Here is a 15,998-nt window from a genome sequence, read left to right on the forward strand (position 1 = left end):
TTGCAAATGATGTTATACGAACAACTTGGCGATTACATAAAAAAACGAATTGATGTTTCAGACGAAGACCTCAATACAATTTTGTCTTATTTCAAGCCGCTAAAACAGGCTAAAAATGAGCATCTACTTTCGGCAGGACAAACCAGCCAGAACACTTATTTCGTCAATAAAGGGTGTTTGAGAATCTATTACATCAATGAAGAAGGGAAAGATGTTACACGTTATATTGCTTTCGAAACCCAATTTGCCACTGCATTGGTGAGTTTTATTACCAAAGTACCGTCAACAGAATATATTCAGGTAATCGAAAAATCGGAACTATTATATATTAGCCACGACGATTTTAATCATTTAATTAAAACCATACCGCAATGGATGCAGTTTTATTGCGCTTATTTAGAAAGGGCTTACGTCAATAACACCAACCGATTGATGTCGTTTACCACAATGGATGCTCTCGAAAGATATCAGCTTTTACTAAAAGTAAATCCCGCAATTGTAAAACGTTTGCCAAACAAAATTGTGGCTTCGTACATTAATGTTTCTCAGGAAACGTTGAGTCGATTGAAATCTAAAGTTTGATAAGAGCTACTTTTGGAGATTCTTTGTGCAAGGTTTGTCGAATTAATTGTGGAGATTCCTCGTTCCTCGGAAAGACAAGATTGTGTATACAAAATTAAACACATAGAAACATAGTTTTTGGGATTTATAAAAGGCGTTTCACTTGCATTAATACACATAGTACTAGGTGTGAAAGCATGATTTTTTTGAACTCTTTTAAAGGATAATATATCTATGTTTCTATCTGTTTAAAATTCATTAAAAAAAAGCCAGACTATAAATCTGGCTTTCCTTTTTTATGATTCACAACTGCTGCAAGTCACTAAACTTGTAACGAGTTCTTTAGAAACACTTTGACTGCGTTGGTAATACAAACTTTTAACGCCCAATTGCCAAGCTTCGATCATTAAGCGGTTTACTTCCTTAATTGGCAATTCAGCAGGAATATTTAGGTTTAAACTTTGCCCCTGATCTACAAACTTCTGGCGAATTGCGGCTTGTTGTACAATCTCTAACTGACTGATTTCTTTAAAGGTTTTAAATACGTCTTTTTCATTTTTAGAAAGTTGACTCATATGTTGAACGCTTCCGCCGTTTAACATAATTTCTCTCCAAACTTCTTCGTTGTCAAGACCTTTTTCTTCCAGTAATATTTTTAGGTATTTATTTTTTCGCATAAAATTACCTTTGCTCAATCCTGCTTTGTAATAATTACTGCTAAAAGGCTCAATTCCCGGTGAAGTTTGCCCTAAAATTGCCGATGATGACGTTGTTGGTGCAATTGCCATTGTTGTAGTATTGCGTCTTCCGTATCCCTTTAACAATTCTGGTTCACCGTAAATTCTGGCTAAATCCTGAGTCGCTTTATCAGCTTTATCACTAATATGTTTGAATATTTCTGTGGTTTTCATTTTGGCTTCCATTCCTTCAAACGGAATCATATTTTTCTGTAAATACGAGTGCCATCCTAAAACACCAAGTCCAAGTGCACGGTGTCTTTTGGCAAAACGATTTGCAGCGGCCAAATAATAATTACCTTCTGTTTTTTCTATAAATTCCTGTAAAACTGCATCTAGGAAAAAGATCGCCAATTTTACAGCTTCAGTATCTTTCCATTCTTCGTAAAGCTCTAAATTCATTGACGAAAGACAGCAAATAAATGATTCGTCAAAACTAGAAGGCAACATAATTTCGCTGCACAAATTACTTGCATTGATTCGCAGGTTTTTATCTTTATAAACCTGAGGTTTGTTCTTGTTTACGTTGTCACTAAAAAAGATATAAGGCAATCCTTTTTGCTGACGACTTTCCAGAACTTTAGCCCAAATTTGTCTTTTATCGGCATCGCCATCGATCATTTCCTGCATCCAGTAATCGGGTACACAAATACCGGTAAACAAATTCTGAATTGGATTTCCGATGCTTTTAATCTTCAAAAATTCCTCAATATCCGGGTGATCCACGTCTAAATAAGCAGCAAATGCTCCTCGGCGTACGCCACCTTGCGAGATAGTGTCCATTGTAGTATCAAAAAGTTTCATGAAACTTACTGCTCCACTACTTTTACCATTATCGGTTACAGCACTTCCTCTTTCGCGTAATTCTCCAAAATAACCCGATGTTCCACCGCCAATTTTAGTTTGCATAATTACTTCGCCCAGTTTATGCGTAATTCCTTCAATTTCATCAGGAACGTGAACGTTGAAACACGAAATTGGTAACCCGCGTTCGGTTCCCATATTTGCCCAAACTGGCGAACTAATACTCATCCACCCACGTTCGATCATTTCTACAAAAGACTCTTTTAACTCGGGTTTGTAAAGTCGTTTTGCAGCAGCAGTGCAAATTCTGTCAATTGCACCTTCTACAGTTTCGCCTTTTAAAAGATATCCGCGATTTAAAATCTGCTCACTTTCAGAGTTTTTCCACCACATTTTATTGTCAGCTTCACTTAACGGAAGGCTTTTTTCTGAAGTTGTATCTATTGAGTTTATCATATTAATTACGTTTTAGAAGAGGTCGTTTGCGGTTATACTTTTGTCATGTTTGGTATATTCTACAGGTCTTTTTGCAAAAAAATCATCCAGACTATTGGCAAAAACTTCTTCTTCAAACCATGCCATCGCTTTATAATCTTCAGGCGCAACATTAAATATAGTTGGAATGCCAATTTGAGTCAGACTTTCATCTATTCTAAATTTCATAAAGTTGACCAAATCTGCTTTTTTGATTGTTTCTATTTCACCTTCTTCAAATATCCAATCTAATATATCTGCCTCTACATCTATAGAATGTTTGACAGTTTCTCTAATAAGAGTTAAAGTTTCCTCGTCAAAATAATCAGGGAATTCTTCGCGTATTTTGTTTACAATATATATACCGCCATTCGCATGAATTTGTTCGTCGATAGAAGTCCATGCAATGATATTACTCACGTTTTTCATATATCCTTTAAATCTTGTAAACGATAATAAAATCGCAAACTGACTGAAAAGTGATACATTTTCGATTAGAATACTAAACAAAATCAATGATATTACATACTTTTTATTGTCTTGCGATTTGGTATCTTTCAATACGTCTGATAAATAATCGACACGTTTACGAATTACCGGAATCTCCATTAGTTTTTCGAATTCGTCATTGTATCCTAAAACTTCTAAAAGACGTGAATATGCTTCGGAATGTCTGAACTCACACTCGGCAAAAGTGCTCCCTAATCCGTTAAACTCAGGTTTTGGAAAGTGCTCATATATATTACCCCAAAAACTTTTTACGGCTACTTCTATCTGTGCGATAGCCAATAAACTATTTTTGATCGCCGTTTTTTCTGCCTCATTCAAATGCGAATGAAAATCTTGTGTATCAGCAGTAAAATCGACTTCAGTATGAACCCAATATGCTTTATTTATGGCTTCTGTAAACTGTAAAACCTCTGGATATTCAAAAGGTTTATAATTGATTCTTTTATCAAAAATAGACATATATATAAGTTTTAAATGGTGACTTAATTCGAATAAAAATAAGCTGTTATTGCAGTAGGTTGAAACAGCATTTTTATAAGTACAAATTTAACCCGGAGTTCTTCTTTCGACCCCATTTTGATGTTAAAAAACAAGCCAATTATCAACAGTTATTGGGATCATAAAAACAGCAAAGAATCTACTTTTTATCAACAGCAAGATAATATCTCCTAACGTACGACATACCAGTTATTTATATTAAATCTAAATAGAGTTATCAACATAAAAACAGTAAAAAATACCTCTTATAAAAAAGGCACTTATCAACAGTCAAGTTCTACATTTTGCTCTTTTTAGTACAAAAACAACATTTTAAAAAAGCTTTTTTGGAGCTGATAAAGCACTTTTAAAATTTAGTTTTTAATCCCAAAATAAGATTATTCAAGTTTAAAAAATCAACATAACACACTAATAATAAATATTTTAACTTTAATCATGATAAATATCAGATGCTAATATTTATCATTCATTTTTACGAAAATCATAAATTTTTAAGATACTTTTCAAATAAAACCGAATGATGGCTAAAGTTGATGTAATTTTGTAGAAATCAAAAATGTTATCATGATAATAAGAAAAGCAACTATAGAAGATTCAGAAAGTATTGCGGCACAATTACTGTTGGCCATGGAAGAAATTATCTATAAATTCATTGCCGAAAGAGACTCTAAAACGGCGTATTATTTCCTGCTGCATTTTGTCGAATCAGAGAACAATCAATACTCTTATCAGAATTGTTTTGTGGCCGAAGAAGACTCCGAAATTGTAGGAGCTGTTTGTGTTTACGACGGCGCGAAATTACATGAATTAAGAAAGCCTGTTGTCGATTATGTTCGTCTTAATTTCAATCCTGACTTTAGCCCTGAAAACGAAACCCAAAGCGGTGAATTTTATATTGATTCATTGGGCGTAAATCCAAATCATCAGGGAAAAGGAATTGGGTCTAAAATATTGCAATTTTTAATTGAAGAATTTGTAACCAAAAATCATCAAACTTTAGGTTTATTGGTTGAAGAGGAAAACCCAAATGCTAAAAAACTTTACTTAAAATTAGGTTTCAAACCTGTTGGAGAAAAAACTTTGGTTGGAAAAAAATTAGAACATCTGCAGATTTCTTGATTTGCTTCTTTTGTTTCAGGTTTCAAGTTTCAGGTTTCAAGTTTCAGGTTTCAGGTTTACCGATAACTTGAAACCTGAAAATTGAAATATTTTAAAAAGATTAACTCTTCTTCTTCTCCTTAACAGGATTCTTCCTAAACGGATCACCAAAATATGTGTTAACTTTTCATAACTAAAAGGGTATCAGTTAAAAAGTTTTATATTTGCACTCGAAAAAATTTATACCACATTGCAATAAGGGGCTTAATTGTCCCTTATTTTTTTATTGAGCATCTATTGAAATTTACATTAAAAAATACCCTCTCAGATCGTAATATTATTATTTTAGGAATTGTTTTTATTATTCTTACTGTTCTTTCTATTTTTATATTAAGCAGTTTAATTACGCAAATAACCGAAAAATCCAATTCTACTAATTCATTCCGTAGCTTTATTAAGAAACAGGAACTTTTAACATTAGAATTTTCACGTTTTCTTGAAGCTGAAAAAGAAGTAAAACGAGTTATTGAAATTAGTACTCCAGAAAAATTACACGATAATTTAAATGTCGTAAATGCTATTCAAGACAATCATGATCTGGTCAAAAATAATTGGTTTCAGATCAACGATGGTGCAATAGAGTTTTCAGAATCTAAAACCAATTCTAAATTAACTGCTGAAATTAAAGACTTTATTGCCAAAAACGGAAATAAAGACAAACTCAATACTATAGTTAAAGATCATCAAAATTTCTTTTGGCGTATTTATTTTAAATCAACTGCTGCAAATGGAACTGTAGTTCGATATGGATATGATATCGATTTAAAATCTTTACAATCGTATTTTGCTACAATTGATCAAAAGGCCGAAAATTATGCTTTTATATTTAATAAGGATGGAACTATTATATATCATCCCGAGATTAAATTTATAAAACAGAATGCTTTCAGGGTTGCAAATCTAAAACCTTCAGATACCATTTTTAAATCTGTCGCGGAGAATTTTACTAAAAGAATTGTGCTTTCAGAATTTTTAGGTATAGACATTGTCAGATACACTAAAAAACTAAATGCAAACGGTACAAATTGGTATATTTCGGTTAATTTTCCGGACAAAATTGCAAACGAAGACGCTGATGCAGTAAAAAAATATGCCACGTTAATTTACTTTATTACAACGGCAATTTTAATTGTATTTCTTTATTTGTTTACCATTTTTACCCGTAAAGCTTTTCAGCAAAAAGAAGTTCTTGCAGAAGAAAAGAATAAACTTCTTGTCGAAAACGAGAAAATCAATAAAGAGAAAGCGATCATTCAATTGCAACAATTAAAAGAGCAAATTAATCCGCATTTTTTATTTAATTCGCTCAATTCGCTTTATATGCTTATTGAAAGCAATACTGGCGTTGCACGGAAATTTACCCTGAATCTTTCAAAAATTTACAGATATCTTATTAATCCTCCGGTTAACAATATCGTTACGGTGCAGGAAGAATTGCTTTTTATAGAGAAGTATATTTTTTTGCAGCAAACTCGATTTACCGGCGAATTTATGTTTGCAATTCATATTGAAAACGAAGATTTCCTGTCTAAAAAAGTCCCTTATCTTTCTTTTCAGATTGCGGTAGAAAATGCGTTAAAGCATAATATTGCTTCTGAAGAAAACCCTTTAAAAATAACAATTGAGATTAACGAAAACGTTGTAATTATTACCAATAATTTAAACGAAAAGCAAAACTTCGAGAAAGAATCTAAGTTTGGTCACAAATATTTAGAAAGTATTTATAAATACTACTCTAAGAATGATTTTAGAGCCTTCAAAAAAGATGGCGATTTTACTTGCATTTTACCATTGATTGGCTAAAAAAAATCATTCACTCCCGAAAAAAAGCCACTCACTCCATTTTGTTTTTTTTAACGTAATCCGTGCAATATTTTTAGCCAAAAATTAACCTAAACTTAACTTTCTATGAGAGAAAAGGCATTGTTGAGAAGTCTAAAAAATATCGCTTTAGTGATATTGATACTGAGTACTAGTACTATGATTGCTCAAAAAAAGAATAAAAAGAATAAAGAAGACAAAACAGAACAAGTTAAGGATTCATTAAAAAATTCGAAAGGACAAAAATATGATGACCTAATTAAAAAAGGAACATTAAAAAAAGGACTATTCAATACAATTCAGGTAAAAACAGACCTTTATCTGGAAATTAACGATTCACTTTTTCAAAGAGAATTTTTAGTAGTGAATAAAATTTCAAATGTTCCCCTGCCTGTTAATGAGGCTGGATTGAATAGAGGAATGAACTACGAGAATAAAATTATCACTTTTCACAAAGATTTAGTTGCCAAAAAAGTTTGGGTAAAATCGTCAGTACCACAGGTTTCATCGCCAGTTGGCGATGCTATTACAGCATCTGTAAACAGTAATTTCTCTGAGTCTATTATTGAAGTTTTTGATATCGAAACCAAGAATAATGATTCGACTTCGGTGGTGATTAAAGCCAACAAAGTTTTTGACGGAAAACAAAAAAGTTTCAATGATATTTTGAGCAATATTGGTTTTGGAGGTTCTTTAAAATCTGATTTATCATATATCGAAAATGTAAAAACTTTTCCGAAAAATATCGTCGTTAAGTCGCAATTGACAACTTCTGTAAGCGAAGGCGGTCCTGCTCTATCAGTTACTTTTGGTGTAACTTCTAATATTATTTTATTGGATAAAGTGCCAATGCAGCCACGTTTTTCAGATAATCGTATTGGCTATTTCTCAGAGAAACACTGGTATTTTAACGATAGCCAACATGCTATGTTGGAGAAAGAACTAATTACCCGCTGGAGATTAGAGCCTAAAAAAGAAGATATTGAAAAATATAAAAAAGGGGAATTAGTTGAACCTAAAAAACCTATTGTTTATTATATCGATCCATCGACACCAAAACAATGGCGTTCTTATATTATTGAAGGTGTTCGCGACTGGCAAGTTGCTTTTGAAAGAGCTGGTTTTAAAAACGCGGTTATTGCAAAAGAACCTACTGCTGAAGATACTGATTTTGACATTGATGATGTACGTTACTCAGTAATTACTTATGTGGCTTCTCCAAAATCAAATGCCATGGGACCTGCGGTTGTTGATCCCAGAAGTGGTGAAATTATCGAATCTGATATTATTTGGTGGCACAATGTAATGACATCACTGCAAAGCTGGATGCGTATCCAGACCGGTGCAATAGACCCAAAAGCTAGAGGAAACAAATTTAGTGATGAACATATGGGAGAAGCAATCCGATTTGTATCGTCTCACGAAGTTGGACACACTTTTGGTTTAAAACATAATATGGGTGCTTCATTTGCTTATCCGGTAGAATCTCTTAGATCTAAAGAATTTACAGCAAAAATGGGCGGAACGGCTCCTTCTATCATGGATTATGCGCGTTACAATTATATTGCTCAACCTGAGGATAATGTTGAAGCGATTACACCAAAAATTGGTGAATACGACAAATATGCTATCGAATGGGGTTACAGATGGTATGCTGACCAAACGGAAGAGCAGACTGCATTAAACAGTATGATTTCAAAATATCAAAATGATCCTCTTTATTTCTACGGAGAACAACAAGATGGCGGAAGTACAATTGATCCTCGTTCGCAATCTGAAGATTTGGGTGACGATGCGATGAAAGCCAGCGAATACGGACTTAAAAACTTAAAAAGAGTTGTTGCCAAAATCCTGGAATGGACGTACGATAAAGACGAATCTTACTACCAAACGGGTAAACTTTATATTGGTGCAATTGGCCAATGGAACTTATACAACTATCACGTATTAAGTAATGTTGGAGGTATTTACTTGAACACAACGGTTCATGGTGATAACAAAGCGAGTTATGTAGCTGTTCCGGCTTCAATTCAAAAAAGAGCAGTTTCTTATTTATTAAACAATAGTATTAAACTTCCTGAATGGTTGTTCTTTAATCCGATTTTAGACAAAACAAATCCGTTAAAAGATTCGCCTCTTGGGCCATACGAATACACCCCTTATACTCTTGCAAGAGAATTACAGTATGGAATTATGTATAGTTTATTGAGTGATGATCGTTTGTTGAGAATTACTGAAAATGAGTTGTTTCAGCGTAATGAGGCGAAAGAAAATGTATACACTGTAACACAATTGTTCAAAACAATTCACCAAAGCATTTTTGCGCCAACGATTCAAAACAAGTCGCTTACGATAATGGAGCGTATGACTCAAAAAAATTATGTTGATGTATTGATTGTTTCAACTAACAAACTTTTTGAAAAAACAGATTCAAAGAAAATTGTTCAATTAGAAGAAACACTTAGCATGCCACATTTATGCGATTATTTAGATGAAGCAAAAATGGCGCGTAACATTAATCAATCTTCTCTAAAAAGAGTTTCAGAAGTTACATCTGATAAAAAGGGAGAATTGAATCAGATTTTACAATTATTGAAGGCGAAAAGAAACATCGGGAATCAAGAAACCAAAAACCATTATTTTGACTTGATTCAGCGTATCGAAAAAGCACTAAACAACACTCTATAAATTAAAGACAATCCAAAGACAACCCAATGAAGAATTTATTTTACATGCTGAGTTTCCTACTTACCCTGAGCGGGTATGCGCAGGAAAGGATAATAAAAGGAAAGGTACTTGATGCCAAAGACGGACTGCCAATACCGGGAGTTACTGTTATGGTTGAGAATACTTCTGTTTCTAACAACACAGAACAAAAAGGTGTTATTCAAAGTGCAAGCCTTGGAACCGTAACTGATTTTGATGGTGCATTTGAATTTAAAGTAAACGACAATATCAAAAGTTTAAGAGTAACCTATATGGGATATTTGCCTTATACAATTGAAATTACAGATAAAAACCAATACACTATTTCTTTGAAACCTGATGTAAGCGAGTTAAAAGAAGTTGTCATTACAGGTTACCAAAAAATCGAAAAAAGAAAACTGACATCGGCTGTTGCAAAAGTCGATATGGCAGATATTAAACAAGCTGGTGTTGCGAGTTTAGATCAAATGTTAATTGGACAAGTTGCGGGTGTAGCCGTGACACAACAAACCGGATCTCCGGGAACTATTGCAAAAATCAGAATTCGTGGTACAGCTTCGCTTTCTGGTGCGCAGGATCCATTATGGGTTTTAGATGGCTTACCTCTTGAAGGAAATGATGTTCCTAAAAATTACGATAAAGACAATATTGACGTATTGACTAACTTTTCGATCGCAGGATTAAACCCTGATGATATTAAAGATATTACAATCTTAAAAGATGCTGCGGCAACAGCAATTTATGGTGCAAGAGCTGCAAATGGAGTTATTTTGGTAACGACTAAAAAAGGTAGAAAAGGAAGCATGAAGGTAGATTTTAGTGTAAATACTTTTGTGACTCAAAAACCTAATTTTTCTAAATTAAACCTTTTAGATTCTTCACAAAAAGTAGATTTAGAATTAGCCTTGGCTGCAAGAGAAGATTTAACATACAGAGACACAAACGGAGAAATTTCCCGTATTCTGAATCAGGCTAATGAATTAGGAGCCTTTAGATCGGGAGGTTTTTCGTCTCTAAGTACACCAACACAAAATGCTATCAACTCTTTAAGAAACAGCAATACCGATTGGGGCGATTTATTGTACCAAGGGGCAATTAACAAACAATACGGATTGAGTATGTCTGGTGGTGGAGAAAAATCTGATTATTACTTCTCTTTAGGAGCTTATAATGAAGAAGGCGCTACTATTGGAACTGGTTTTGAAAGATACAATCTTACCTTAAAAAACAACTTTGACGTAACTGAAAAATTACGCATTGGTGTTGGAATTTTTGGTACTCAAAGTAAAACACAATCTTATATTACGGATACAGACGCTTTTACAAATCCAGCGAATTATTCAAGAAACGTAAATCCATATTTTTCTCCATATAATGCTGATGGAAGTTACAGATACGACAAAGATATCGCTGGATATTCCGGACGTTACGTTCCTTTTAATATATTAGAAGAAAGAGAAAACACTAATTACGAATTGACATCAAGATCTGTAAAAGCGATACTTGATATTGATTACAGTATTACAAAAGGCTTAAAATTAAGTTCTCAGATAGGTTTGCAGTTTGATAATAACTCTTCTGAAAAATATGCCGGGAAAGAAACTTACTATACACGAAAAGAAAAAGAAAGATCACGTATATTTAAAAACGGTGTTGCTACTTACTTTCTTCCTGAAGGCGGAATTATTCAGAATTCAAACACTGATTTCTTTCAATACAACTGGAAAACGATGTTGAACTACTCTACTGTTTTTGCTGAAAAACATGAGTTGGAAGTAATGGCCGGAAGTGAATTTAGAAGAAACAATAGTACTGCCATCACTACAAAAGGTTTTGGATTTGATCCGCAAACATTGACAACAACTCAAATTATTTTCCCTAACGCAGATACTGCAAGTAATTCTATTTACAGAACGTACTTAAAAAATGAAAACGAAAATGCATTTGCTTCATTTTTTGCTACAGCATCATATACGTATGATAAAAAATATACTTTCTTTGGAAGTGTTCGCTACGACGGATCTAACTTATTTGGCGCAGATCCTAAATACAAATATTTGCCATTATGGGCCGTTTCTGGTTCTTGGCTAGTATCTCAGGAAGAATTCTTAAAAGAGAATAAAGTAATTTCTAATTTAAGATTACGTGCTTCTTATGGTTTACAAGGAAATATCGACAAAAACACTTCTCCGTTTGTAGTTGGAGAATACAAAACAACGACTATTTTACCAGGACAATCTGAGCCTATTATTACGGTAATTTCTCCACCAAACAATAAATTGAGATGGGAAAAAACAACCAATACCAACTTAGGAATGGATCTTGGTTTGTTTCACAATCGTATTAACATCGTAACAGATGTTTACGGAAGAAAAAGCACTGATTTAATTGGTTTACAATCTCTTGCTCTAGAAAACGGTTTTGAGTTTACAAACGCTAACTGGGCACAAGTAACTAATAAAGGTTTTGAAATTGCTTTATCAACTTCGAATATAAATCATCCTAATTTTAAATGGAATACAACATTTAATTTTGCTCATAACAAAAGTAATGTTGATCGCATACAAGTAAGATCTAACAGTTATTTACCATCACGAGAAGGCCTTCCTGTTAATGCTGTATTTGCACTAAAAACGAATGGAATTGATGAAAACGGATATCCTTTGTTTGTCAATAAAAAAGGAGAAACTGTAAACGCACAAACTTTCTTTGGTTTATATGATCCATATGCAGATTTCTTACCGGGAGAATTCTCTACTACAAGTCTTTCTGCTGAACAAACAAGAGATTTGTTTACTTATGTAGGAGATTTAGACCCTAAGTTTACCGGAGGTTTTACCAATACATTCAAAATTAAAAATTTTGATCTTACTATTGCTACTATTTTCAACCTTAAGCAAACAGTTGTCGAAAGACCTAATTATAACGGAACATTAGTAGATCGTGGTCAAAACTATACTACAGATATCCTTAATGCATGGTCACCAACTAATACAGGTTCAAATCTACCTGGAATTACAGGAAAAGATTCAGGAACCGGAGATTCATGGATGGCAAACCAATGGTTTTCTGGCGGAGGTCCTATCGATATGTACAATTACTTAGATACCTGGGTTCACGAAATGAGTTATATGCGTTTAAGCAGCGTTCGTTTAGGATATTCATTATCTAAAAAAGCGAGCCAAAAAATGTTTATGGATAATATCCGATTCAATATTGAAGGTAGAAACCTATTTGTAATCAGCTCTGACTATAAAGGTTATTTTGATCCTGAAACTTTTGGAAATATCTACGCACAGCCAATTCCAAGATCAGTGTCTTTAGGTTGTAATCTAACTTTTTAAACTTAATTTAAAATGAAAAATATAATAAAATACGTATTCTTTATTGGTGTAGCCATTACTACAGTAAGCTGTGATGACTATCTTGATGTAAAACCGGTAGGTATAGTAATACCGGAAACACTTAAGGATTTCAGAGCGGTATTAACGAAAGCTTATGCTGTTTATCCGGAACATAAATCATTGGCTTCTACAAGAGGTGACGAATTGCTTATGGATGAATTTAGCAATGATTTGGTTTATTATAAAGACATACATATCTGGAAAGATGCAAACCCAGATCGAATCACGTACGCTTTTCAATATGGCGAATTATACAACATTATTTTTTACACTAATGTAATTATCAACGAAGCCAGTAATAAACTAGATCCATCTGCAGAAAAAGATCAATTAGTTGGAGAAGCTTATGCTTTAAGAGCTCTTGCCTACTTTGATTTGATTAACTTATTTGGAAAACCTTTTAATCCTGCAACTGCTGTGACTGACAGAGGTGTTCCGTTGGCTTTAGAAATAGATTTAGAACAAGCTTATATTCCTGAAACTGTAGCCGTAATTTACAACCAAATTCTTTCTGATAATCAAGAAGCTCAAAAACTGATAAATGTAGATGTACAAACTACAGGAATCAATTATCGTTTCTCGAAAGCGGCATTGTACGCTTTTGAATCTCGCGTTTTCTTATATCAAAAAGATTGGGCCAAAGCAATAGAAGCTGCAAATAAAGCAATGACTTTCAAAAATGCTTTGACCAACTTAAATACTACTGCAGTTTTGCCTAACAGTTATAATGGAGTAGAATCGATTCTGGCATTAGAAGATGTTTTTGAAAATTTCCTAAAAGGTGCAAGTTATGCCTCTCCAGTACTTATTGGTGCTTATGACAAAACAAACGACTTGCGTTTTCCATTATTTTATCAGGCTAGCGGAAGCAAATTCACTTTTAAAAAAGGTGGTGATACAAGTCAAAAATGTACTTTTAGAGCCTCTGAATTGTACTTAACAAAAGCAGAAGCATCAGCGCAATTAAATGATCTTCCAACGGCAAGAACAACTGTATTGACTTTTATCAAAAACAGATATAATGCTACCGCTTTTAACCAATTAAGCACTTCGATTGCAAATATGTCACAAACACAACTTCTTGATTTTATTGGTCAGGAAAGACAACGAGAGTTTGCTGTCGAGGGTCAACGCTGGTTTGATTTAAGAAGAACTTCTCAAAAAGAAATTATACATACCTTAAACGGTCAAACCTATACACTGATCCAAAATGATCCGCGTTATACGTTGCCATTTCCAGAAAATGCGCGTTTAAACAATCCAGATTTGTAAAAAATTTAGCTCCGTTTTTAACGGAGCTTTTTTTTGATTAATTATAAGCAAAAATAATTTCGATTGAGAAAATAGAATAAAGAATTGTAAAGGCATGATTGTAGAGAAAAAACTTATATTCGCACCTGATTTAATAATAAAAAAAATCCAAGCAAACACAAAAATATAATCAACCCCAAATTTTACAATAAATGAGAAAATCAATTTGTACTGTAATAGCAACAATACTTACAATTTGTAGTTATGCACAGGAAATTAAAGTTAAGAATGACGAAGTTAAACTTGATGATAAAACCGTTGCCTATATTACAGGTAAAAAACCAAGTTTGCAAATTTTAAGTTTAGATAAACAATATACTGTAAACGCCGAATTAAAATTTTTGGAGTCTTCAGGAAAAAGGTGGATGGTTTTGAAAAGTTTAAAAACCGAAAAAACAAACGAAGTTGATTATAAAAAATTTAATCCGTTAAACCAACAAAAAAGTGTTATTGAAGCTTTTATTGACAAAGGTTTTTTAAGTGCTGACGGATTGAATATTGATGCTATAGAAAACTTTATAAATGGAGCTTCTTCCGGAGTTGCTGATAAAATTAAAGGTGAAGCAACGGCAGCGATTGAAAAGAAAAACAGTATTGCAAATCTTAAGATTTCAATCGATGATGCTGGTGCTATTTTCAGTGGTTCGAATAATAAAATTGGAACTATCAAAATAGCCCAAACAACAAGTGCCGGAATTCAAAAATACGAAGTTTTAGATTTAGATAATTATGTGATTGCAACCTGGTACAACATGAGTAGCAAGCATCCGGGTTATGATAAATTTTTATACGAAGAACTTATAACCTTTGATGGAAAAGTAATAAAGGTAAAACCGGATACTTTTGGAACGCTTCAATATAAAATGAGCACAGATAAAACTGCCCTGAACATTGTAGGAGAATTGTTGAGTAGTGGTTACGTTTTGCAACATCAGGGAACTGCAGCTGAGCAAGTGAAGAAAGAGGAAAAATTAAAAGCTGATCAGGAAATCGCTGCATTAGCAAAAGAAGCTGATAACAGAATTTACGAGCAAAAACCTTTTGCAATGGACGCGAAAAAGGCAATCAGAATCATTGAATATGCACTTGAGGCTCACGCTACAGGAAAGAGTTTTAGTTCTGAAGCGCAATATATTACAGAAAACAATAAAATTGTAGGTAAAAAATATCCGTCACACGCTACAGATTATGGCTATTATGAGTTAAGACTAAATTTTGAAGGTAACCTTATTAAAAATGCTAGTATTATAACACGCTACAGTAATAAACCAATCTTATTAGAATTTCAAAATAATACCATTACCCGCATTATTTACAAGGATTATAGTGTTGATTTTAAACTTCAATATGATGCCAATAAAGTGACTCTTTTTAGCAAAGAAGGTGAAGCTGAAGTTACTTATGTTTTAGAATTGGATGGAGACAGAACAAAATCAGTTGTTGAAACGGTAAAATTCAATAAGCCATTCTCAAAACCTTATATCAGCAAAACTGGAAAATTTTCATTTACTCCAGATTCTTATACACTAGATTACACCAGTTATAAAAGAGAAAAAGCAGCTGAAGAAAAAAATATACTTCAAAAAATTATTTATAGATATTCAAAAGTAAGCAACAATGTTTACAAACTTGAATATCTTGAAAATGGATTAAAAGAAGATAAGAGTAAAGGACTTGTGATCATTTTTTCATACGATGATTTTGACAGAATTTATAAAGAAGAAAGTACTTCTAACTATGGAAAATCCTTGACAAACTATTTTTATTCAGATAACAAAAGTTATGATTATGTGAAGAAAATTTCAGTTAGCGAAAATGTAAAAGGAAAAGAAACTAATATCTCAATTGTAAAAGATATGCCTAAGACAAATGCTACTGTAAATGATTATGAATGGAGACAGGGTTATTATACGCTTGACGCCAACAGTGATTTAGTTTTTGAAAACAGAGATGGAAAACACCGTCAAAAAGTAAATGGTATATGGTCTGATTGGAAATACAATGAAATGTAATT

The 15,998-nt window shown here is 33.1% G+C and carries 9 protein-coding genes; 7 read left to right on the top strand and 2 right to left on the bottom strand.

The window, feature by feature from the left end; all coding sequences use genetic code 11:
* Positions 1-9: 9 nt before the first annotated feature.
* The gene (locus tag ACHRVZ_RS01740; RefSeq protein WP_395421285.1) at positions 10-582 is read left to right on the top strand and encodes a Crp/Fnr family transcriptional regulator; all 573 of its coding nucleotides are present in this window, start codon (positions 10-12) and stop codon (positions 580-582) included.
* A gap of 275 nt (positions 583-857) precedes the next feature.
* On the opposite strand, the gene ACHRVZ_RS01745 is transcribed toward ACHRVZ_RS01740, so the two are convergent.
* Together ACHRVZ_RS01745 and ACHRVZ_RS01750 are read right to left on the bottom strand one after the other, a co-directional pair.
* Positions 858-2,558: a ribonucleoside-diphosphate reductase subunit alpha gene (locus ACHRVZ_RS01745; RefSeq protein ID WP_395420383.1), complete on the bottom strand. Its 1,701-nt coding sequence runs from the start codon at positions 2,556-2,558 to the stop codon at positions 858-860.
* A 12-nt stretch (positions 2,559-2,570) separates the two neighbouring features.
* Entirely contained in the window at positions 2,571-3,545 is a 975-nt protein-coding gene (locus tag ACHRVZ_RS01750) for a ribonucleotide-diphosphate reductase subunit beta (RefSeq protein ID WP_395420385.1), read from the bottom strand.
* A gap of 603 nt (positions 3,546-4,148) precedes the next feature.
* Here ACHRVZ_RS01750 and ACHRVZ_RS01755 point away from each other — a divergent pair.
* The 6 genes from ACHRVZ_RS01755 to ACHRVZ_RS01780 all read left to right on the top strand — a co-directional run bounded on the left by ACHRVZ_RS01755 (position 4,149) and on the right by ACHRVZ_RS01780 (position 15,996).
* Positions 4,149-4,703 carry a GNAT family N-acetyltransferase gene (locus tag ACHRVZ_RS01755; protein ID WP_395420386.1) on the top strand — a complete coding sequence of 185 codons (555 nt, stop codon included), beginning with the start codon at positions 4,149-4,151 and terminating at the stop codon, positions 4,701-4,703.
* Between the two features lie 276 nt (positions 4,704-4,979).
* Positions 4,980-6,545, top strand: coding sequence for a histidine kinase (locus ACHRVZ_RS01760; RefSeq protein WP_395420387.1), 1,566 nt, complete (start codon positions 4,980-4,982; stop codon positions 6,543-6,545).
* A gap of 105 nt (positions 6,546-6,650) precedes the next feature.
* Entirely contained in the window at positions 6,651-9,251 is a 2,601-nt protein-coding gene (locus ACHRVZ_RS01765) for a zinc-dependent metalloprotease (protein WP_395420388.1), read from the top strand.
* A 26-nt stretch (positions 9,252-9,277) separates the two neighbouring features.
* On the top strand, positions 9,278-12,613 hold the full coding sequence (locus ACHRVZ_RS01770; RefSeq protein WP_395420389.1) for a SusC/RagA family TonB-linked outer membrane protein: 3,336 nt from the start codon (positions 9,278-9,280) through the stop codon (positions 12,611-12,613).
* Between the two features lie 12 nt (positions 12,614-12,625).
* Positions 12,626-13,945: a RagB/SusD family nutrient uptake outer membrane protein gene (locus tag ACHRVZ_RS01775; protein WP_395420390.1), complete on the top strand. Its 1,320-nt coding sequence runs from the start codon at positions 12,626-12,628 to the stop codon at positions 13,943-13,945.
* A gap of 191 nt (positions 13,946-14,136) precedes the next feature.
* On the top strand, positions 14,137-15,996 hold the full coding sequence (locus ACHRVZ_RS01780; RefSeq protein ID WP_395420391.1) for a hypothetical protein: 1,860 nt from the start codon (positions 14,137-14,139) through the stop codon (positions 15,994-15,996).
* Positions 15,997-15,998 lie beyond the last annotated feature (2 nt).

The organism is Flavobacterium sp. FlaQc-57 (genome assembly GCF_044007395.1).
Taxonomy (GTDB): Bacteria; Bacteroidota; Bacteroidia; order Flavobacteriales; family Flavobacteriaceae; genus Flavobacterium.